The 22,231-nt window shown below is 48.8% G+C and carries 16 protein-coding genes; 8 read left to right on the top strand and 8 right to left on the bottom strand.

What is annotated here, in order from left to right:
- The first annotated feature begins 5 nt into the window (after positions 1-5).
- On the top strand, positions 6-3,176 hold the full coding sequence (locus ACJJIT_RS09470) for an efflux RND transporter permease subunit (protein ID WP_444900796.1): 3,171 nt from the start codon (positions 6-8) through the stop codon (positions 3,174-3,176).
- Positions 3,177-3,429: 253 nt separating this feature from the next.
- Positions 3,430-4,356 (top strand): metallophosphoesterase, encoded by a 927-nt coding sequence (locus ACJJIT_RS09465; RefSeq protein ID WP_444900795.1) that lies wholly within the window; start codon positions 3,430-3,432, stop codon positions 4,354-4,356.
- 177 nt (positions 4,357-4,533) lie between these two features.
- On the opposite strand, the gene ACJJIT_RS09460 is transcribed toward ACJJIT_RS09465, so the two are convergent.
- On the bottom strand, positions 4,534-5,127 hold the full coding sequence (locus ACJJIT_RS09460) for an FMN-dependent NADH-azoreductase (RefSeq protein WP_444900794.1): 594 nt from the start codon (positions 5,125-5,127) through the stop codon (positions 4,534-4,536).
- 103 nt (positions 5,128-5,230) lie between these two features.
- On the opposite strand from ACJJIT_RS09460, the gene ACJJIT_RS09455 reads away from it, so the two are divergent.
- Positions 5,231-6,160: a LysR family transcriptional regulator gene (locus tag ACJJIT_RS09455; RefSeq protein ID WP_444900793.1), complete on the top strand. Its 930-nt coding sequence runs from the start codon at positions 5,231-5,233 to the stop codon at positions 6,158-6,160.
- Positions 6,161-6,167: 7 nt separating this feature from the next.
- Here ACJJIT_RS09455 and ACJJIT_RS09450 read toward each other — a convergent pair whose 3' ends face one another.
- Both ACJJIT_RS09450 and ACJJIT_RS09445 read right to left on the bottom strand, forming a co-directional pair.
- On the bottom strand, positions 6,168-7,013 hold the full coding sequence (locus ACJJIT_RS09450) for a mechanosensitive ion channel family protein (protein ID WP_252085888.1): 846 nt from the start codon (positions 7,011-7,013) through the stop codon (positions 6,168-6,170).
- Positions 7,014-7,246: 233 nt separating this feature from the next.
- A complete protein-coding gene (locus tag ACJJIT_RS09445) occupies positions 7,247-7,993 on the bottom strand; it encodes a flavodoxin family protein (RefSeq protein ID WP_444900792.1) in 747 nt (248 codons plus the stop codon).
- A gap of 333 nt (positions 7,994-8,326) precedes the next feature.
- Here ACJJIT_RS09445 and ACJJIT_RS09440 point away from each other — a divergent pair, with 333 nt between their 5' ends.
- Complete coding sequence (locus tag ACJJIT_RS09440; protein ID WP_444900791.1) at positions 8,327-8,926, top strand: hypothetical protein; 600 nt, start codon at positions 8,327-8,329, stop codon at positions 8,924-8,926.
- A 102-nt stretch (positions 8,927-9,028) separates the two neighbouring features.
- Here the strand turns inward: ACJJIT_RS09440 and ACJJIT_RS09435 are convergent, their stop codons facing one another.
- Positions 9,029-10,036 carry a site-specific integrase gene (locus ACJJIT_RS09435; RefSeq protein WP_444900790.1) on the bottom strand — a complete coding sequence of 336 codons (1,008 nt, stop codon included), beginning with the start codon at positions 10,034-10,036 and terminating at the stop codon, positions 9,029-9,031.
- 193 nt (positions 10,037-10,229) lie between these two features.
- Between ACJJIT_RS09435 and ACJJIT_RS09430 the strand changes: the two genes are divergently transcribed.
- The 3 genes from ACJJIT_RS09430 to ACJJIT_RS09420 all read left to right on the top strand — a co-directional run bounded on the left by ACJJIT_RS09430 (position 10,230) and on the right by ACJJIT_RS09420 (position 15,435).
- On the top strand, positions 10,230-11,285 hold the full coding sequence (locus ACJJIT_RS09430; protein WP_252085892.1) for a DNA-binding protein: 1,056 nt from the start codon (positions 10,230-10,232) through the stop codon (positions 11,283-11,285).
- A gap of 339 nt (positions 11,286-11,624) precedes the next feature.
- A complete protein-coding gene (locus tag ACJJIT_RS09425) occupies positions 11,625-13,295 on the top strand; it encodes a BCCT family transporter (RefSeq protein WP_444900789.1) in 1,671 nt (556 codons plus the stop codon).
- 445 nt (positions 13,296-13,740) lie between these two features.
- On the top strand, positions 13,741-15,435 hold the full coding sequence (locus ACJJIT_RS09420) for a BCCT family transporter (RefSeq protein WP_444884933.1): 1,695 nt from the start codon (positions 13,741-13,743) through the stop codon (positions 15,433-15,435).
- A 69-nt stretch (positions 15,436-15,504) separates the two neighbouring features.
- Here the strand turns inward: ACJJIT_RS09420 and ACJJIT_RS09415 are convergent, their stop codons facing one another.
- Positions 15,505-16,464, bottom strand: a complete 960-nt coding sequence (locus ACJJIT_RS09415) for a M15 family metallopeptidase (RefSeq protein WP_444900788.1) — start codon at positions 16,462-16,464, stop codon at positions 15,505-15,507.
- A gap of 245 nt (positions 16,465-16,709) precedes the next feature.
- Between ACJJIT_RS09415 and ACJJIT_RS09410 the strand changes: the two genes are divergently transcribed.
- A complete protein-coding gene (locus ACJJIT_RS09410) occupies positions 16,710-18,383 on the top strand; it encodes a BCCT family transporter (RefSeq protein WP_444900787.1) in 1,674 nt (557 codons plus the stop codon).
- Positions 18,384-18,434: 51 nt separating this feature from the next.
- On the opposite strand, the gene ACJJIT_RS09405 is transcribed toward ACJJIT_RS09410, so the two are convergent.
- The 3 genes from ACJJIT_RS09405 to betA all read right to left on the bottom strand — a co-directional run bounded on the left by ACJJIT_RS09405 (position 18,435) and on the right by betA (position 22,225).
- Positions 18,435-19,145, bottom strand: coding sequence for a TorF family putative porin (locus ACJJIT_RS09405; RefSeq protein ID WP_444900786.1), 711 nt, complete (start codon positions 19,143-19,145; stop codon positions 18,435-18,437).
- A 63-nt stretch (positions 19,146-19,208) separates the two neighbouring features.
- Positions 19,209-20,426, bottom strand: coding sequence for a BCCT family transporter (locus ACJJIT_RS09400; protein WP_252085898.1), 1,218 nt, complete (start codon positions 20,424-20,426; stop codon positions 19,209-19,211).
- Between the two features lie 128 nt (positions 20,427-20,554).
- Entirely contained in the window at positions 20,555-22,225 is a 1,671-nt protein-coding gene (betA, locus tag ACJJIT_RS09395; protein ID WP_444900785.1) for a choline dehydrogenase, read from the bottom strand.
- Positions 22,226-22,231: the final 6 nt, after the last annotated feature.

The following is a 22,231-nucleotide window of genomic DNA, read 5'->3' as shown; positions in this document are numbered from 1 at the left end:
GGGTTATGGCGAGCTTTTTTATCAACCGGCCCATCTTTGCCTGGGTTCTGGCAATTATCACCATGCTGGCAGGCGCATTGTCCATCAGCAAGTTGGCGGTGGAGCGCTATCCGAATATCGCACCACCCTCTATTAATATTGAGGCCAGTTACCCCGGCGCCTCCGCCAAAGTGGTGGAAGATTCGGTGACGCAGATTCTGGAGCGGAATATGAAAGGGCTCGATGGCCTTCTCTATATGTCTGCTGTCAGTCAATCTAACGGTGGTGTGTCTGTCTCCCTTACGTTTGAGAATGGTACCGACCCGGATACCGCACAGGTGCAAGTCCAAAACAAGGTGCAGCTGGCAATGCCGCTGTTGCCCCAAGAGGTGCAGTTACAAGGGGTCAATGTCAGTAAGTCCCGTGGTGGCTTCTTGATGGTTGCAGGTTTTGTCTCCGAAGACGGCAGTATGAACCGCAACGACATTGCCGATTACATCAACTCAGCGATTGTGGACCCGGTTAGCCGGGTGCCAGGTGTCGGTAATGTGCAGGTGTTCGGCTCCAAATATGCAATGCGTATCTGGCTCGATCCCAACAAACTGACGACCTACGATTTAACGCCGAATGATGTAGCCGCGGCGGTCCGGGCCCAAAATGCCCAGGTCACAGTGGGCAGCCTTGGTGGCGCACCGGCTGTGCCAGGGCAGCAACTCAATGCTTCTATTACCTCCCAGGAGCGCCTGCAAACCCCGCAACAGTTCCGGGAAATCGTGGTACGAGCCAATGATGATGGCTCCATACTGCGGCTTGGCGATGTCGCCCGCGTTGAATTGGGGGCAGAGAATTACGAATTTATCTCCCGCTACAATCGTCAGCCGGCTACCGGTATCGCAATTAACCTGGCCACCGGTGCCAACGCACTGGAAACCGCCGAAGGCGTGAAAGCGAAGCTTAAAGAGCTGGAGCCTTTCTTCCCTCGGGGGCTTACTTCGGTCGTACCATTTGATACCACGCCCTTTGTCGAGGTCTCCATTAAAGGTGTGATCAGCACATTGATTGAAGCAATTGTGCTGGTCTTCCTGGTGATGTATCTGTTCCTGCAGAATTTCCGTGCAACCCTGATCCCTACAATCGCTGTACCTGTCGTGTTGCTGGGCACTTTTGCCGTACTCGCGGCACTGGGCTTCTCGGTCAATATGCTTACCATGTTCGCTATGGTATTGGCCATTGGCCTGCTAGTGGATGACGCTATTGTGGTGGTGGAAAACGTAGAACGGGTGATGCGCGAAGAGGGCTTATCGCCGAAGGAAGCCACTAAAAAATCCATGCACCAGATTACCCCGGCATTGATCGGAATTGGTGTCGTGCTGTCGGCGGTGTTTGTGCCAATGGCATTTATGGATGGCGCCACTGGCGTAATCTACCGGCAGTTCTCAGCAACTATTGTTGCTGCCATGGCCTTGTCTGTATTAGTGGCGATTATCCTGACCCCCGCACTTTGTGCCACCTTGCTGAAACCACTTTCAAAAGGGGAAAGCCACGGTGAGAAAGGCTTCTTCGGTTGGTTCAATCGCAACTTTGAGCGCGGCAGTCGGCGCTACCAGGGCGGAGTGCAGGGCATCCTAAAACGTAGCGGCCGCTTTATGCTCTTGTTTGTGGCCCTTTCCGCTGTGATGGCCTTCTTATTCCTGCGTTTACCCAGCTCCTTCCTGCCCGATGAAGACCAGGGCGTGCTCTTCTCTATGGTGCAGGCACCCGTGGGCGCGACCCAGGAACGCACCATGGAATCTATCCGCAAAGTAGAAGATCAATTCCTGGATAATGAGCAGGGCACCGTGAAATCAGTATTTTCGGTGCAGGGCTTTAGCTTTGCCGGTAGCGGCCAGAATACCGGTATCGCCTTTGTGAATATGGAAGACTGGTCTGAGCGGGAAGAAGAGTCGCAAAGTGCTGGCGCAGTAGCCATGCGTGCTATGGGCGCGCTGATGCAAATTAAAGATGCTATGGCTTTTGCCTTTGCGCCGCCGCCTCTGCCAGAGTTGGGTTCTTCTGGTGGCTTTAACTTTTACTTAAAAGATAACGGCAATCTGGGGCACGAAGCACTGATCGCTGCCCGCAACCAATTCTTGGGGATGGCCGGGCAGAGTAAATTACTCTCTAACGTACGTCCCAACGGCCAGGAGGATACGCCGCAGTTTCGGGTGAAAATCGACAACGCCAAGGCTGCGGCCCTCGGCTTGTCTATTGCCGATATTAACAGCGCACTGAGTACCGCCTGGGGTGGTTCCTATATCGATGATTTTATCGATCGCGGCCGGGTCAAGCGGGTTTATATGCAGGCGGATGCGCCATATCGCATGGTGCCGGAAGACTTCCAGCTTTGGTCTGTGCGCAATGATAAAGGCGATATGGTGCCTCTATCTTCCTTTGCCAGTTTTTCCTGGGAGTATGGATCTCCCCGCTTGGAACGCTATAACGGTGTGCCCTCCATGCAGATCAATGGCCAGGCCGCAGCGGGGGTCAGTTCTGGTGAGGCCATGGCAGAAGTGGAGAGCTTGGTAGCGCAATTGCCGGCGGGGGTTGGCATTGAATGGAGCGGTCTTTCCTATCAGGAGCGCGCCGCCGGTGCACAAACACCACTGCTCTATACCCTGTCATTATTGATTGTATTCTTGTGCCTCGCGGCTCTTTATGAGAGCTGGACAGTACCGACCGCCGTATTGTTGATGGCACCGCTCGGTATTCTCGGTGCCGTGCTTGCCAACAGTTTGCGCGGCATGGAGAGGGATATCTACTTCCAGGTGGCTATGCTGACCACTGTCGGCTTGACCAGTAAGAACGCCATTCTGATTGTGGAGTTTGCCAAGCAAAATCTGGAAAACGGAATGGAGCTGGTGCAGGCGACCATGCGTGCAGTCCGTGATCGGCTGCGCCCAATTTTGATGACCTCTTTGGCTTTTGGCTTGGGGGTTCTTCCTCTGGCGATAGCCACTGGTGCAGGTTCCGGCGCACAACGGGCAATTGGAACCGGGGTACTGGGGGGAATGGTTGTGGGCACACTGCTGGGAATCTTCTTTATACCGCTGTTCTTTGTAGTGGTGCAGAGACTGTTTGGGCGCAAAGCTAGCAGTACTGATACTGGGCAGGATCAAGTTCTTGCCAGTAAAAAGACAGAAGCTGCGGAAGCTTTGTAAGTCTCAAGCCAGAGAAAAGCCAGGCCGCATTTTCCGGCCTGGCTTTTTTGTATTCGCTCTTTGATAGGGCACACCATAAATGTAAGTGAACTCAGTATTTCCCAGGCTGGCAGTAGCTTCGGCTATTTTCTTCGCCCCATGCCCTGCTTCTGAGAAATGTGTTCATTTCATAAAATGAACAGAGTAATCCTTGATACAAAAAAAGCGGGATTTTGATACTGAAGCTTTCTTGTATTTTAGAGGCAGGAGCAGGATGGAACACTGCAAGTACGACATTATTGGCGATATCCATGGTCACGCCGGCGCATTGATTGAGCTGCTCGATGTTCTGGGTTATAGGGAAACAAGCAGCGGTTATGCGCACCCAGAACGCAAAGTAATCTTTCTTGGAGATTTTATCGACCGCGGTGAGCACCTGGTGGAGCATCGCAAACTCCTAAAGGTAGTTATGAGCATGGTAAATAATGATCATGCCAAAGCAATTATGGGCAATCACGAGTTTAACGCCCTGGCTTATCATACCGAAGTCAATGGCAAGCCCCTGCGCCCACATACCGATAAAAATACAAAACAGCACCAGGCTTTTTTGAATGAGTACCCGGATAACGATCCAGAAAAATCTCAGGTATTGGATTTCTTCAGATCATTGCCTCTGTGGCTTGATCTTGGCCCTCTGCGTGCGGTACACGCTTGCTGGGACGAAGAGAAAGTTAATTTTTTAGCATCGAGAACCGATAGCGGCAGGTTAACGTCTGAGCTTTTGCTGCAAGCTAGCTCCCCGGGCAGTGATGCCTTCAAAGCGGTGGAAACTTTGCTCAAAGGGTGTGAAATTGAACTGCCTCAAGGAGTGAGTTTTCTGGATAAGGATGGTAATCGCCGCTCTGCTGTCCGCGTTCAATGGTGGAACGCTTCTGCAAAAGCGCTGGGGGAGATAGCGTTACCGCGTGGTGTTGATATCGGTTCCGCCGCTAGCTTGCCTGTGCCTAGGGGTATTCCTTATTACCCTAAAGCAGATAAGCCCTGCTTTATCGGTCACTATTGGCTTAAAGGTGTGCCAGCACCTCTAACCGAGAAAGTTGCTTGTCTCGATTATTCCGTGGCGGGTAACGGCAAACTGGTTGCTTATCGTTTTGATGGTGAACAGGTCTTGAGTGAAGACAAGTTTGTATTTGTGAAGTAGATACCGCCCGCTTGAGTTTCCATTACAGGTTTCTTATGGATAGCTGGCCTGCCTGTAAGCTCCATGCCGAGAATTGCTGACATTGACACATAGTAAGGCCACTTCGCAGAAATTACGCTGTATAAGCCAGGCTTGAGAATAGAGCCTGGCTTTTTTAATTCAGGAATAATTCTTCGTTTAAGCAAGTTCAGCAATACGTTCATTTGCCGCAGTGGTGGCTTTCTCTTTTGCCTCTTCACCAGTGGCAAGCCCTTCGGAGTAAACAAACTCAACATCAGTGATGCCCACAAAACCGAGGAACTGCCGCAAAAATGTGCTCTGTGCATGGTTGTCACCGTAGTAGCCCCCCCGAGCAACAAAGATGATCGCTTTTTTATTTTTCAGTAACCCTTCTGGCCCATTTGCCGTGTAGCGGAAGGTGATGCCGGCTCGGGCGATATGGTCAAAATAGGTGTGCAGGGTAGAGGGGATTGTAAAGTTGTACATAGGTACGCCGAGGACCAAGGCATCTGCTGAAGAGATCTCTTCGATCAGTTTGTCTGAAAAATCGACAATCGCCTGCTGATCTGGAGTGCGCTGATCAGCCGGGGTATTGAAGGCCTGGAAGCGATCCAAGGATAAATGGGGTACCGGATCTGCTGCCAGATTACGCTGAACAACTTCGCCCTCCGGATTATTCGCCTTCCAGCGCTCAATATACTTTGCCGCCAACTGGGAGGTCTGGCCACCGGCTTGAAACATGCTGGATTGGATATTGAGCAACTTTGTCATGACGGGTTCCTTATGAATCATTTAACTTGAGCACTATTGAATCATTGATTAATTAGATAAAAAATTAGAAAATTTTGCTGAAATCCATCTAAAAATCCGATACATGACTGATCAGTTAGCGAACCCGGCTTTAAGCCCAAAGATCACTCTGGAGCAATGGCGTTGTTTAGTTGCGGTTGTTGAAGGGGGAGGGTATGTACAGGCGTCGGAACTCCTACACAAGAGTCAGTCTTCCGTGAGCTATGCGGTACAAAAGCTAGAATCCATCCTCGATGTAAAGGCATTTACAATCACTGGTCGCAAAGCGGCACTTACGGCTGCTGGGCAAATGTTATATCGCCATGCCAAACAATTACTGGAAGATGCTTCGGCAATGGAAATGGCTGCCCGGCGTGCTTCTGTGGGTTGGGGGTCGCTGGTGTCAATTTCTGTGGAAGTGCTGTTTCCAACTTGGCTATTGCTAGATTGCCTGGAGGTATTTGGCCAAGAGAGCCCACATACCCGGGTAGAGGTTTACGAAGTGGTGATTAGCGGTGCCCTCGATGCCCTTACTGAGGGGAAGGTGGACTTTGCGATTGATCCGAGAATTCCTCCCGGTTTCAGTGGCGAGTTACTGCCAGCACCGGCGCGCATTATCCCAGTGGCCCACCCCAGTCACCCATTACATCAACTGGAACGCGAACTAACCCTGAAGGATCTGCGCAGTCATCGGCACCTGATCGTTAGAGATTCAAACCCCCAAAGCGATAGTGAAACCCTAACAGTTGAAGTTGCCAAGCGATGGACGCTGAGCAATATGGCAACGGTAATCGGGGCAACTTGTAGGGGCTATGGGTTTTCTTGGTTGCCGCAGGATAAGATTCTTGGGGAGCTGGCCGATGGAACACTCAAACCTCTCCCCTTAAAAGGAGGGCAAGAAAGGTGGCAGCCTCTGTATCTTATTTTTCCTAATCGCGATGACATATCGCCCGCAGCGCGCCGGTTGGCGGAGATAATCCGCCAACGACTTGAAAGCTTACATATTAGTGCGTGATAAGGCGTTAGGCGCTGTCTTTTAGTTGCTTGGTTTTTTCAAACCAGAAAGCATAAAAATCTTCTGTTACCAGCTGCTCGATATTGGTTGCCTCTTCACGGGGACAAAATACGGTCGCGGTGATGACATCATGGCCAAGATCATTAGTGGTCACGCTTACTTTTGCGTCAGGGCCTGAGAGCTCTACACCCATCCGATTCTCAATCAGCTTGCAGTAGCGCTCGGCAACTTCCCGAAAAGATTCGCAGTGCTCTTTCAGTCGTTCGGCAATAAACTTCTTGGCTTCAAAGGGGTTAATCTCACTGCGCTCACGGGTTATCGAGAAAGTGTGCTCGATATAACGGCGCATAAAATTCAGGTTCTTTACCGGCTGAGTAAAAAAAGCATTATTGGGAATATAGAGAGTGGTTCCGGTATAACCATTGCCGAGGCCATGGGGATCAATCTCCAAAAGCGTGGTGCTTAACCAGTCACTATCAGTAACCTCGCCAAATTGGTCGCCCACTTTAATCCAATCGCCAACTGTAAAGGAGCGCATATTGGCTTGGTATAGGCCACCCACCAAGCACTGTACAGCCTCACGCAGAGCGAGGACAATCGCTACAGAAAAGGCGGCAATAGAGAGGGCGAAATCTCGTAATTCTGTCACCCAAACAGCAATTACACCGATGACCAATAGCAGGTTGCCGATGTTGTGTACGGTGTTGATCCTACGACGCTTATCGGCTTTTGCCCAGTTACTGCGAGCAATGGCAAGGGTCAGTAAGCCGCGGACTAAAAGAATGACGGCAACTACACAGAGAGTAATAAAGAGTTTGCTGTGGAAAATCTGTTCCAGTAACTCGGGATTCATTCGGGGTGGTAGACCTCAGTTTTTTTTGGTTGTTTCTTAGGTTGTAGCCTTATAAGCCCATCTGTTTAGGTAGGTGCATTGAGAGCACTGGGCCAGTTGAAGGCGACATCAGTGGGCTGTAATAAGAAGGAAGGTGCGCAATGTATCTTTAGGTGGCCCATTTTGTAAATGGGCAGAGTAAATTACAGCCTTGATTGGCTATTTCACCCCATTACTGCCTGCTCCGAGCGTTGTTATCGGTAATCGGGATTGGAGAAGTCAGGCTTGCAACCTGCATCCCAAGCAGAGCGCCGGTTCCCGTGGGCGGGTATACCCCCCGCATCTTTTATCATTCGGGCCATATGCATTAGGTTCCAGGTCATGAAGGAGGTATTCCGGTTGGTAAAATCATTTTGTGGCCCGCCAGAACCGGGGTCGAGGTAAGAGGGGCCTGGGCCGGCTTCGCCAACCCAGGCGGCATCTGCTTGTGGTGGAATGACATAACCCAAGTGTTGCAGGGAATAAAGGATATTCATCGCACAGTGTTTAGCGCCATCTTCGTTACCTGTTATCAGGCAGCCGCCGACTTTTCCATAATAGGCATACTGCCCCTGATCATTAAGGTTTGACGAGTTGGCGTAGAGGCGCTCTATGGCTTGTGTGCAGATAGAGGATTTCTCACCGAGCCATATAGGGGTTGTGATGACGAGAATATCTGCCTCGTTAACCTGATGATAAATTTTTGGCCAGTCATCGTTTTCCCAACCGTGCTCGGTCATATCTGGATAGACACCGAAGGCGATATCATGGTCAACGGGCCTGAGCAGGCTTACCGATATGCCATTTCTTTCCATAATCTCTCGTGAAATACGAATTAGTCCGTCGGTATGGGAGAGTTCTGGCGTTGGCTTGAGGGTACAGTTTAGGAACAGTGCTTTCAGATCTGAGAAATCCCAGTGGCTGGATTCGCACTCTTTGATTTGTTGATTGTTGAGAGGCATCTCAGAGCTCCTTTTGCATCAACTATTGAGCAAGTGACGAGATTTGCATACAGGTATAGCAGCCAGGGAGCTATTAAAGCTGTCGGTTGGTTCCAACAACCAATGGCTAAAGGCATGAGATTAGCGCGACTGCTGTTCTCGCTGCCATAGATCCCAGTGGTGAATCTCAACGATTGATAATGAGAGCGAAATGGGTAGGGAGTTACAGGCCTGCCGGTTGAAATTTGAATTGGCGCTTCTCTTCTACTAAAAGTCTGAAAATTTTAGGAGGTACCTGGGTTATTCCACTACTTTATTTACTTAAAGTTCACAAGCGACTTACCGAGGTGCACCATGAAGGCAAATCTACCTCTGACTCATAGATTTTTATCGGCCCTTTTCATTCTGACAGCTCTTTACTCTGCTCCATTGAGTGCAAATCCTGACATGAAAAATACTTTAGATGGCACTTGGTGTGCTGTCGACGGGGAGTCGTTTATTTTATATGAAAGCCAAAAAGACGCTTTGGATGTAGGTAAGGATATTTATTGTCGAACTTTCAAAGTCCTTAAGAAAACTAAAACCGGTGGGGGTGGCCGCTTCATTGACAGCTTCAAGAAGCCTGCTGACTTTAAGCATAAATTGGGCGGTCACGAAGAGACAAAAAATGGAGCGACTACCAGTAAGGATGTCGGTATCTTTGTCTTTTCGAACTCCGGTGATACCACTCGTATAGTGACTGTCGACGTTTCAGATGAAAGCGTGGGCAACTTTACTCTCGACAGTAGCGGAATAATGCAGGGGTTTACCGAGGAGGTGACTTCTGATGCTCAAGTTCACGAAGCGCATGTGGGAATTTTGACTTTCAAGAGGGCTCCAGGCCCTATACCAGCAGCAGCAAAATTTGATCAGGAGTGGGAGACCGTCTTCCAGGCGACACATAAGAAGCAATAAGTGTTGGCCCTCCCAGCAAAAGGAAATAGCCGCGTCTTTCGAAAAAGAGCGAAAGACGCAAAGAATCACCAAGAAACAATTTAGCAAAGGGAGGGTTGCGGCTTAGAGAAGCTCTGCCATTTTCTTTATTAGGATGGCCGAGGCGTTCTCACTAAACTGCTGCCCCTCTTCAATATACTCCCACACGGTGGCGTCGCTCTTCCAGCCACCTTGCTTCTTGATAAGCTCAAAGCCAATCTTTTCACGAGCCGCAGAGGTCGATAAGCCACGGCGAAAGCTGTGGCTGCTTAACTCGTCAACAAAATCAAATCCGCAGGAGGCACCCAAGTTTTTTAGTAAGTCATTAATTGCTGCTGGGTTTAGCTGCCTGCTTTGCACCGTATCCCACCGGTTCACCGCTCGAAATACGGGCCCACTTTCAATGCCGCTGACCTTGAGCCAGGTTTTCAGAGCTCTTGCAGGGCAAGCCTCAGGAGCGCCAAAGGGCAGGGCGCGCATCATTCCTTCGCCACTTTGGTCTGTTTTTGACTTGGGAAGCCTTACGATCACGCCTTCCTCCTCCCATACCAAGTTTTCCACCTGAATAGCCACTAGCTCACTGCGACGAAAGGCACCAAAGAACCCTACCAGGATAAGAGCCAGATCACGTGTGCTCTTCCTCGTCTGGGGTTGAGTGCGTAAATATCGGGTCATGCTAGCAATATGCTGCAGGCTGAGGGCTTTTGATTTCTCTTTAGGTTTGCCGTGAGTGCGACGGACACCACGCATGGTTTTCTGAACCAATGGATCTGTGACGGGGTTTAGCATTCCCTGGTATTGATGCCATTGCCCGATTGCAGTGAGGTGAAGGTCTAGAGTGCGAGGATTAAGCTCCTCAGCACGGCCGAGGACGTAGCGCACCAGAGTGCTGCCATCTGTGGGTAGCCGCCCTCCCCATTTTTCAAACTGACGAATTGCCGAGCGATAAGCCCTGCGGGTGTTATCGGATGTGGCGGCACTCAGGTATTTCTGAATGTCCTTATCGGTCAACAATTCACCAGTGCCCCCAAGTGTACTGGGAGTTTTCTTTTCGAGGTGCTTTTTGGCGGCGAGAGATTTGTGATGTTTCATGATGCTCGAACTGCTGGGAAGCCTCCTGTTTGTACTGGAGGTACGTTATTACGGGAATCTTATAGAAATATAACCTGCGATAATAGTCATTATCGAAGGTTATACAGCGGAATTTTTCAGGTATGAAAAATTATAAAATAATGTAATATTACGTATTATGTAATTTGTAACGAAATAATCTAAGGTGAAGCTTATGGCACGCACTGGGGTCACGTATCTGGATATTGTTCAGGCCGCCAAGGCCATCAAGGCCCGTGGAGAAGAGCCCACCGTTGATCGAGTGAGGGCCCAGTTGGGAACCGGCAGCAAAAGCACTATTGCCCCTCTGCTTAAAAGATGGCGCAGTGAATCTGCGAGCAATACGGATAGTAGTGGGCTCCCACGAGACCTGGTGGATGCACTGAAAGGCCTACATCAAAGGATCCAGGAAGCGGCAAGCAAGCAGGTAGAGGAGCTTCAGCAGGAGTTCCTCGTGCAGGAAAAAGAGATCACTTCACAGTTAGAGGAGTTGAGAGCCACTAGTAACCAGCAGGCCGCCAGTATTCGTGATCTTGAGCATAGGCTTTCGTCGACCGAGGCGGAAAAGCGTAGATTCAAGCAGTCTTTACAAGAGACCCAGACTGCCCTGGAAAAAAGTGAGTACCAGAAGCAGGAAGCTATGCAGCGTATTGCGGAGCAAAAAGTGATGATTGAGGAAGTAAAGCAGGAAAATAGGGATGTCCGCGAACACTTTGAGCACTTTCAACAGCGTACTGCCAATGACCGGCAATATGAGAGAGACCAGTATCGCTCAGCTGCGGAGCAACTGAAGGGGCAGATCGCAGTACTTACTGAACAGCTGACCCTCTCAGAGCGTAGATTCAACGAGCAGGAGTTGCTTTACAAGCAGGGACAGGCTCTGATTGCTGAAATCAATCGAGAGAAGCAGCAGCTTAGCGAACAGGTTGGGGTGGCCAGTACAGAGGCTGCAAACCTAAGGGAGCAGGCAGAAGAGCAGGCGTGTGAGCTGAAAGACAGGCAGGCAGAGGTGGCTAGCTTGCGCGAGCAAATTTCTAAGCTGCAACGTGAAGGTTCTTCGGCTCAGAAGGAAGTGCAACTACAACAGAGTGCCCTAAACAGATTAGAGTTGGAGCTTACCACTACAAAAGATCGCCTCGAACAACTCGCCGATGAGAACCGCACCCTGATTCAGGAGAAAGCGGTGATTCAGGGGCAGTTTTCTCAGCTGGAGAACTCTCTAAAACCCTAGACAAGTCTTGGGCTGGCTATACTTCTAGATGAAGCTCTAATTGAGCGATTCAGGGCAAATAGCCTCCCTTTTACTAAATTTCCAGCCCTTACTTTGAATCTGTTAGACCGCAAATAGCTGTTTGCGGCAGTGTGTCCAGGCAGTCTCGCCCCAAGCTGCCTCTAAAATGAACTTATCGCCTTGGCTGACTAATTCGTAGGCAGCTAAACTTGCTAGCAAGCCACTCAGTTTGCCTCTACCCCAAACAAACGGATTCAGCCCCACATTTTAACTCCAGGCTGACAAGCACGTTTCTTTTAATTGGCCTGATCAGTTCTTTGAGTATCCTGGAGAGAAGTATTGGCAGGAAACTTTCAGCGGATCATCGATAAGCCAACTTTCTTTGGGGCGCTTGGCTTGCTTCTCATGGTTACCCTTCCGCTCATTATTTATCCAAAACTGGGTGCGAAGTGGATTCTGAATGCGAAGAACTTTGTAACGGATGACTTGGGTGTTTTTTATCTGTTGCTGGGAGTTGGTGCATTACTGTTTATGACCTACATCATTTTTAGTGATATCGGTCAAATCAAACTTGGAAAACCTGAAGAAGAGCCAGAATTTAGCACCTTGTCCTGGGCCTCCATGCTTTTTTGTACAGGCATTGGGGCATCTATTTTGTACTGGTCAATGGTGGAGTGGATCTATTATTACCAAACGCCGCCATTTGAGTTAAAAGGGCTTACTCCGGAGGCTGCCCGCTGGGCAATCGCTTTTGGTATATTCCATTGGGGTCCTATTGCCTGGTCGATTTACCTGATTCCAGCTCTACCAATTGCTTACTTTTACTATGTAAGGCACCGCAATGTCTTAAAAGTAAGTGAGGCGCTTATGCCTGTTTTAGGTGAGCAGCGGGCAAAAGGGTCTATTGGCAAGTTGATAGATGTTTGTTTTGTTTTTGGTATGTTAGGTGGTGGGGCAACGACATTAGGAATTGCTGCGCCCTTGATTTCTGAGGGTGCACATGAACTATTGGGTGCGCCTACAGGACTGACTACACAAATTTTTATTCTGATGCTCTGTACTGCAATATTTGGCTGCAGTGTGTATGCCGGGCTTAAAAGGGGAATTAAGACTTTATCAAACCTGAATATGTGGCTTGCAATGTTTTTATTGGCTTTCGTCCTTATTGCTGGCCCTACTTTATTTATGCTTAATGCGGGATTGGATTCTTTGGGGAAAATGCTTAACAGTATTCTTCATATGGCCACATGGACTGAGCCCTTTGGTCGATTCAGAGAATTCCCTCAAACCTACGTCTCTCAAGACTGGACCATCTTCTATTGGGCTTGGTGGTTGGTGTTCGCCCCAAGTGTTGGATTGTTTATTGCTCGCATATCACGCGGGAGAACCATAAAAGCTATGGTTGTTGGCGCAATATTTTATGGCACCCTGGGCTGCTTCTTATTTTTCCTATCACTGGGAAACTATGGGGTTTACCTACAGTTCTCAGGTGAACTGAATGTAGTACAGCTTCTCAACCAACAGGGGGGTACTGCAACTATATTCGCCATCTTGCAAACACTCCCTATGAGTAATTTGGTCATTATTGTTTTCACTTTACTCGCGATAATTTTCACAGCCACTACATTTGATTCTATATCCTATATACTCGCTGCCGTTGTTCAAAAGGAAGTGAATGATGAGCCAGCTCGCTGGAATCGTTTGTTTTGGGCGTTTGCATTATCGGTGATGCCTATTACGCTTCTCTTTTTGGGTGGGCTGGAGGCCCTACAAACAGCAAGTATTGTCGGTGGTGTTCCGTTGCTACTTGTTGCAATATTGCTTTGCATATCGATTGTAAAGGCTGCTCACTATGATTTACGTCACCAGCCGAGCTACGAGGAAAAGGAAATCTATATCAAACACCCGCCAGAAGATACCCCCTGGAGTGAAGAGGGCGATTGGGGGGCGGCTTGTAGCTCTGTAAAGAAAGGTGGTAGTAAAGAAGCTTCCAGAAAAAAGGATCTTTAAAGGCTTATATACCCTCAGTCTTAGGGGACAATTCAGTGAGAAGGGTATATGAGCCCACTATAAAATACCTATGAGTGCGCATATAGGCTTTACGCTTGAATTCCAGAGTCTGCATACATTCTGATCTATTTGGGAATGATACGTAGTCAGGATGTACTCATAAAGAGGTTATAAAAGCTGTAGGCTACAGAGCTTAGTGTCTTATATCTTATCTTCTAAGCCCTTGTTTGATGGCCAGATTGTTTTGCTTTTGAACACTAAAAACAGCCTGTTATTGAAATTAATAGCCTTCCTGTTAAAATTGCGGACCAAATAATAATCATATCTAACCAATCGTATTCCGTCTCTATAAAAGTTATTCCATTCTACCATCTGTCTTCATTTCCTTTCGGAGATCGAACCCACTTTTATTTTGTCGGCTTTGTACACTGCTCGGAGAAGTGCATTGACTAAGAGTTTTAGAGAAATTATCGATAAGCCAACATTCTTCGGATCACTTGCACTACTTTTGCTAGTTACAGTTCCACTGATTGTTTTCCCTGAAGTCGGATCAGTATGGGTTAAAGTCGCAAAGGATTTTGTTACCGACCAGCTCGGCGTCTTTTATCTATTACTGGGGGTAGGGGCCATCCTCTTTATGGTTTATATCGTATTTAGCGATATAGGCCAGATAAAGCTCGGTAATTCGGAAGAAGATCCGGAGTTTTCTACAGTGTCCTGGGCATCCATGTTGTTTTGCTCTGGTATTGGAGCTTCAATCCTCTACTGGTCGATGGTGGAATGGATTTACTACTATCAAACTCCACCCTTCCAAATTGAGGGGGGAACACCTGAGGCTGCGCGCTGGGCCGTTGCCTATGGCATTTTTCACTGGGGGCCATTAGCTTGGGCGATTTACCTGATTCCCGCTCTGCCGATTGCTTATTTTTACTATGTCAGAAACCACAGTGTGCTGAAGATTAGTGAAGCGCTAATGCCCGTGCTAGGTGAAGAACGCGCGAAGGGTGGTATTGGCAAGTTAATTGATGTGCTATTTATCTTTGGCATGCTGGGAGGAGGGGCCACTACATTGGGTATTGCCGCCCCACTGATTACTGAAGGCGCACATGAGCTATTGGGAGTACCAAGAGACTTGGGTACACAGGTTATTGTGCTTATGATCTGTACACTTATTTTTGGTTACAGTGCTTTTGTGGGTCTAAAGAACGGTATCCGAGCCCTCTCCAACATTAATATGTGGCTTTCAGTATTATTGTTGGTATTCGTGTTTCTTGTTGGTCCCACCCTGTTTATGTTGAATACCGGCCTGGATGCTTTGGGCAGGGTACTTGACAACATCTTCCATATGGCTTCCTGGACTGAACCTTTCGCACAATTTGAACAGTTTCCTGATACTCATTTTCCTCAAGATTGGACCATATTCTACTGGGCATGGTGGCTGGTTTTCGCACCAAGCGTAGGCTTGTTCATTGCCAGAATATCCCGAGGCCGCACCATAAAGGCAATGGTAGTCGGCTCGATTTTCTTTGGTACTCTCGGCTGTTTCTTGTTCTTTATGGTTCTGGGGAACTATGGGGTCTACTTACAGTTTTCAGGTGAATTGGATGTGGTGCAGGTATTGAACCAGCAGGGAGCAACTGCAGCAATATTTGCCGTTTTACAGACTCTGCCAGCGAGTAAGTTCGTAATATTGGTTTATACCATTCTTGCACTGATCTTCACGGCCACTACCTTTGATTCTATTTCCTATATTCTTGCCGCAGTAGTACAGAAAGAAGTAGATGAGGAACCAGTGCGCTGGAATCGGGTCTTTTGGGCATTTGCCCTGTCCATTATGCCCGTAACACTGATGTTTCTTGGTGGGCTGGATACCTTACAAACAGCCAGTGTTATTGGAGGTGTCCCACTTCTGATTGTTGCGCTTCTATTATGCATCTCAATCGTTAAAGCGGCTCACTATGATTTACGCTACCAGCCCAGTTACGAAGAAAAAGAAATTTACATTGAAGACTTCCCTAAGGATGACCCCTGGAGTAAAGATGGGGATTGGGAGTTACCGGCTTCTTCCCCCCATGGGGTATCTCATGACGACAAACCACATATCGAAGGGGACCCAGGTAGTCATCCGTCTCGTTTATAAACGATAACAAACGGCTGAAACCTATGGGAGGTTTAGGCTAGGAGTATAGACAGCGGGAGCAGAAGGGTACTATATATTACTGGTGCCCTTTACTTTATCTTGGCGCGGCTCAAAAGCTGCACTTACCTTGTCTACACAGTACTTTCTAAGGAAGTTAGCGTCGCTAATACTTTTCCCATGCTCAAAGCACTGCCTCAATTGGCTCGTGTAATTTTCAAACAGTAGCCTTGCCTGCTCAATAGGCAGAGCTACTAGATGTTCTATAAAGTGGCGAGATCCCACCTGGAAGTGCATGTAATCAATAGGCACATCCCAATCTCCGCCCCAAACGGCGAAACCATACATGGCAAATAGAGAGGTTACATCTTCAGACATCCCGGCACGGACCGGTTTTCCTGCTCGATACTTTGCTCGATTTAAGTAACCTTCCTTCGTGTTTTTTGGTATCAAGATTGGTTTAGAGGATTTATCAATATAAAGATAAGGGTTCTGCATTGGATTAACATCAATCGCAACCCCATAAGCATGTTCAGACCATTTGCTGCCATCGGTAATGGGTCGAGAATCAAATGCCAGAGAATTGTTCATATCCTCTGTTTTTCGCTCCTTTTTACTGAAGTATTCTATTGGGATAGCAGACTTAATAGGGAACTGCCGTTGATAGAGTTCTCCAAATAGAGCTAGAACATTATCGGCAACAACATCAAGAACTATAATCGCTCCTTTTTGTCTATTTGTATCGTTTTTATTTTTTAAATCATGCTCACTGTTCAGTGCGCCAGCAATATCTGAATCCTCGGGTAGAGGATAAAAATCAAAAACTACTTTTTTTAATCTTTCGCAACCAACCGGGGATTCCTTTGTTATTATTTTTCGATACATCATTAATTCGCACTCGCTCTGAGATACATTAAATATGCCTATTTCAGTCCCTGGTTGAAAATCTTGCTCCGTGATATCTCTCAAAGAGTCTTTGCCACAGGCAGTTAGGCCAAAGACAATCAAAACAAAAATTATGTAGTGGGACATGTTTAACTAACCTCAACATCAATAGCATGTCGTTTCCGACGCCCGTTCTTCACGATCATTACACGTATAAGTTCAGATATACTGGATTGTGGCTGATTTTTAAAAATATATCCGTGCAGGGAGATATGTGCCGTTCTAGTGGATGATTGACGCCCAATTGGTTATTAGAAGTGTCGTTCTCATTATTGGCGTAATTTAACCACACCCAAAACCTAAGTTGTTGCTCTTCGGAATGGAGATAGTCGTTGAGTAAGGGGTCAAGAGATCTGATTGATAAGCCCACTTTTTTTGGGGCAATCTTATTGTTACTGATAACGACAGTGCCGTTGATCTTGTTCCCAGATTTGGGCTCACTGTGGATTTTGGCGGCAAAGGAGTTTGTAACAGAACGTTTTGGTATTCTCTACCTTTTACTGGGAATAGGGTCGATTCTGTTTATGGCTTATATCGCTTTTAGTGATATAGGCCGCATCAAGCTTGGAAGCAAGAAGGAATCCCCTGAGTTCTCGACAGTTTCTTGGGTTGCCATGTTGCTAAGCTGTGGCATCGGCGCCTCCATTCTGTATTGGTCAATGGTTGAATGGGTTTACTATTATCAACAACCGCCATTTCAGGTTGAAGCAAATACACCGGAAGCGGCCCGCTGGGCAGTCGCCTATGGCATATTCCACTGGGGTCCCCTGGCTTGGTCCATCTACCTAATCCCGGCGCTGCCAATCGCTTACTTTTACTATGTGCGCAGAAGTAGGGTATTAAAATTTAGCCAGGCTCTTGTCCCGGTGCTGGGTGAACGCAGGGCCAAGGGTGCTACTGGAAAGCTTATCGATATCTCTTTGGTATTCGGTATGTTGGGTGGCGTCGCTACCCGGTTGGGTATAGCTGCACCCTTAATCACCCAGGGGTTTCATGAATTGCTAGGGTTACCTATTAGACTTGAGACGCAAATAGCTGTACTTATACTCTGCGCCCTATTGTTTGGTTACAGCGCTTTTGTTGGTTTAAAGCGTGGGATCAAAATCTTTTCCAACTTTACGATGTGGCTTGCCCTATTATTATTGCTCTTTGTTCTTATTGCAGGGCCAACTCTATTTATACTCAATAATGGGCTGGAGACATTAGGGCGGATGTTACACAGCTTCCTGCGAATGGCTACCTGGACTGAATCCTTCTCTTATTTTGAGCAACTTTCCTACTTTCGCTTCCCTCAACAGTGGACCGTTTTCTATTGGGCTTGGTGGTTAGTCTTCGCACCAAGCGTTGGCCTTTTTATCGCCCATATCTCTCGGGGGCGGACAATAAAAGAGATGATCATTGGTTCTATATTTTTTGGGACCCTCGGTTGTTTTCTTTTCTATATGGTGCTCGGCAACTATGGGGTATACCTGCAGTTTTCTGGAAAGCTGGATCTGGTGCAGCTCCTAAACAACCAGGGAGCTAATGCCACTATTTTCGCCATACTGAAGACTTTGCCTGCAGGTCAGTGGGTGGTACTGGTGTATACATTGATTGCACTGGTTTTTACTGCTATTACCTTTGATTCCATTTCCCATATCCTCGCCTCAGTTGTACAAAAAGAGGTAGACACAGAGCCTCTTCGCTGGAACCGAATTTTTTGGGCATTTGCCTTGGCATTACTGCCGATTGCCTTAATGATACTGGGTGGATTCGAAGCGTTATTGGCAGCGAGCATTATTGCAGGCATCCCCCTATTATTAGTTGCTCTATTACTTTGTCTCTCAATCGTTAAAGTTGCACGGCATGACTTGGGCTCCCACCCAACTCTAATTGAAAAGGAAATAGTTCTTGAAAAGCTATCCGCAAAGGGGCCATGGAGCCAAGAAGAGGCGGGCGAGCAAGATGGAGCCACTTTAGGGGGTTCTGGAAACGCTAAACAGGGAAGTGCGGGGGAGAGGTCTTAGGATTTTAAGAGTGAGAATACCGGGGCACAGGCCCCGGTATAACTTCTAGCCTTACAGGCTGAAAGTGCGAGCGACAGAGAAGACGATACGCTCGTCAGCCGTGTCCCAATCCAGATTGGTATTCTCGGCGGCAATATTGAAATCAAAACCGTTAAGAGAAGTCATGTATTCTACACGGTAGTGGTTGTAGGATTTTTTAGTGTCCCAGTCCCAGTTGTCCAAATTAGTGGAGGTAGAACGGTCGACACTGAAGCGAACATTATGCCCCTCGGCAAACTCAAAGGTATGCGCCAGCATCATAATGTAGTGGCTGCCGCCTCCGCCAAAGTAGTCCCAGCTGTACCAGCCATTCACTTCGGACTCACCCAGATCGGAGCTGTAACCTAACTTAGCGTAAGCCTCTGGATAATTTCCGTCATCAGAAGCCTTATCACCGTGGTAGGTGTAGTAAGCAATACCTGTATCCAGGCTCACTTTGTCGGTAAGTTGCATGAACTTACCTGCGTAGAAGTCCCACTCCAGGTTGGTGTCATCACCTTTGCCAAAGTCCACATTGGAAGCCCAGGTACCAACATACCAACCGTTATCAAAGCCGTAGTCCAGGCTTGCCTGCAGTGCTGGGTCATTCTGGGTCTGGCTAACACCGTTAAAGGTGTAGTCGGTGGTCAGATTTACAGTAGAAGACAGCTCTGCTTGGGATTGCTGAGCAAGTACCAGCAGGGAAGCACAAGTGAGTGCAGAAAGTTTCAGCGTCGATTTCATTGTTAAATTACCGCTTATTTATATTTTGTAGCCCCCACCTAAGAGGGTGGGGGATTTCAACAGTTAGCTCGCCAGTTCGATCTTGTTAAAGTCGATTTTGTTTTCTTTAGGCGAGGAGTCGATAGCTGCTACCGCTCTGAAGCGCTTCACCAGGATGTAACCCAGGCAGCAGAAGAAGATGCCAATCACCAGAGCGCCGATCCACTGGATTTGCAGGAAGTCCAGCTTGAACAACAGGGTGAGCAGGCTCATTGCAGCTAGGTTCAGCACGAAGTACTTCCACTTGCCCAGGCGCGCAACGGTCATGCCCAGATTGTCGGTGTACAGGCGAATCAGGGAATCCAGCGAGTTGATCACGAAGGTAATACCCACAATCACCATAGCCAGGTTGTAGAAGCCACTGGTATCCAGGCCTTGGCTGGAGTAGTAGTAGAGCACGGTGAACCAGAGTGCGATGGGGATGGATGGGAAAATCAGCATCGCCGCCAGCACTTGGTAAGTGCGCAGGCCGCCCACAAAGCGGGAGGTAAACTGGCCGATCATAATGCTCCAGGCAAACCACCAGAACAGGTAAAACTCGTGATAGTCATTTAACGGCAGCACGAACTGGTGGATGTTGCCAAAGTAACCGCCGAGCATCGCAAAAGTGGAGGCGAAGTCGCCAACGCTACCGTTTTCACCGGTAAAGGCGCCTACCCACATAACCGCAATCAGACCAATAAACATCCAGGTGGTTGCCAGGCTGAGGAAGCGCACATAGCGCAAGCTGGTAGATGAGTAGACCGCTGCGGCGATCACTGCAAATACGATCAGGTAGAAGGTACCCACAATGGTTTCACCATCGCCAACTTGCGGCAGATACCAGGGCAAGTTGCTGAGCAGCAAGTAAGCGGTAAAGGCGCAGGTTCCGATAATCACCACATTGTTGATTAGTTTTACTGGTCTCAACTCAAAGAATTTAACTTTGGGTTCGATAATGCAGAAGTAAAAACAGGTGAGGAAGTAGAAGCCCCAGATCAGGAAGGCCCAAAAACCAAACTCAATCGCGAGTGGGTTGGTGAAACCATATTCCGGGCTATTGGCTAAGTCTGCGTAGCCACCGAACTCGGTGAGGGGGAACATGATCAGGCCTACATCGAGGCCGGAAGTGAAAAGGATCGCTATAAAAGTGAAGGTTTTGACCGGGGTTACCCCGACCATCTTCACATTTCCCCATTTAATCAGCGAGAAAATTATTGCCGTGAAGGTAAACAATAATCCCGCGGAAAGCCAAGCTGTCATGCTGAGTCTCCAGCTAGTTATTGGTATGCCGGCGCCCCCAGAGGGCATTGCTGTGCGAGATTTGAATATCCCCGTCGCGTTTGAAGGGGGCAGTCAAATCTCTGCCAGAGCGCCGGCGTAAATTCAGCTCACTGAGCGCGCGCAGGGCGGCCAGGTCGCTGAGTGCTGGTAGCCTTGGTCGCTACCGGTGCCTCGGAGGGCGCCAATACGGGGCGCCCTAAAATCAGGTCAGCAGCCCGCTCCGCCACCATAATGGTGGGCGCATTCAGGTTGCCGTTGGGAATGGTCGGAAAGATGGAGGAATCTACAACTCTCAAACCCTGCAAACCGTGTACACGGGTTTCCGGGTCTACCACTGCCATTGGATCGGTACCCATCTTGCAGGAGCAGGATGGATGGTAAGCACTCTCGACGGATTCCCGTACGAAGGCGTCAATTTGTTCATCAGTCTGGATATCGGTACCGGGCTGGATTTCATCGCCTCGGTATTCGTCGAAAGCCGGCTGATTGATAATCTCGCGAGTCAGTCGCACACAAGCGCGGAAACCCTCAATATCCTCTTTCTCCTGCAAATAATTAAACAGGATAGAAGGGGATTGCTTGGGATCACTGCTCACTACTTTGACCCTGCCGCGACTCTTGGGCTTGTTGTGCCCGATATGCACCTGGAAGCCGTGGCCATCGAAAGCTTCGCGGCCGTCATAGCGCATGGCTGCCGGCAGGAAGTGGTATTGCAGGTCCGGCCACTCCACGTTTTCTTTGGAGCGAATAAAACCGCAGGACTCGAAATGGTTGGTGGCTCCGAGGCCGTCCTTCTTCAGTATCCAACGAGCACCGATCAGGAATTTATTCCAGGGGTCGAGCTTGCCATTCAGGGAAATCGGCTGATTGCAGCGGAACTGGAAATAGAACTCCAGGTGGTCCTGCAAGTTTTGGCCAACGCCGGGAAGTTCGTGTTGGAGTTCGATACCGGCTTCTGCCAGTGTGTCGGGATCTCCGATTCCGGAGAGCTGAAGAAGGTGAGGGGAGCCGATGGGACCTGCGCTGAGGATGACTTCCTGTTGCGCTTTGAATTCCAGGATCTTTCCCTTGCGTTCAAGTTTGATTCCGACTGCCCGTTTACCTTCCAGAATCACCTTATGCACAGTGGCGTGGGTCAATACCGTCAAATTGGGGCGCTGCATGGCCGGTTTCAGGTAGGCGTTGGCGGTTGACCAGCGTTTCCCATCTTTTACCGTCATATGCATAGGGCCAAAGCCCTCTTGCTGCTCGCCGTTGTAATCTGCGGTGTAGTCGTAGCCAGCTTCTTTACCGGCTTCGATAAAGGCTCCATAAAGGGGGTTGGCCATTTCATTGCCGTTATTGACCCCCAGAGGACCTTCGTCGCCACGGTAATCGTCACCGCCGAAAGCCCAGGTCTCAGAGCGTTTGAAGTAGGGCAGACAGTGGGCGTAGTCCCAGCCTTCGGCGCCGTGCTGTGCCCACTCATCAAAGTCTTTGGCGTGCCCGCGCACGTAAACCATCCCGTTAATCGAGGAAGAGCCACCGAGCACCTTGCCTCTGGGGCAATGCATGCTGCGGTTGTCCAGGTACGGCTCTGGCTCAGTCATAAACTGCCAGGCGTACTTGTCGGTATTCATGGGAATAGATAGTGCGGTGGGCATCTGGATAAAGATGCTGCGATCGCTACCGCCGGTCTCTACCAGGAGGACTTTTTTATCTTCCTGGGCAGACAGGCGGTTGGCCAGAACGCAACCGGCAGAGCCGGCGCCGACAATGATGTAGTCAAACTCACTCATACAGGG

Source organism: Microbulbifer mixtoriginis (SeqCode) (assembly GCF_052467515.1).
This window is presented reverse-complemented; position numbering and strand designations above follow the sequence as displayed.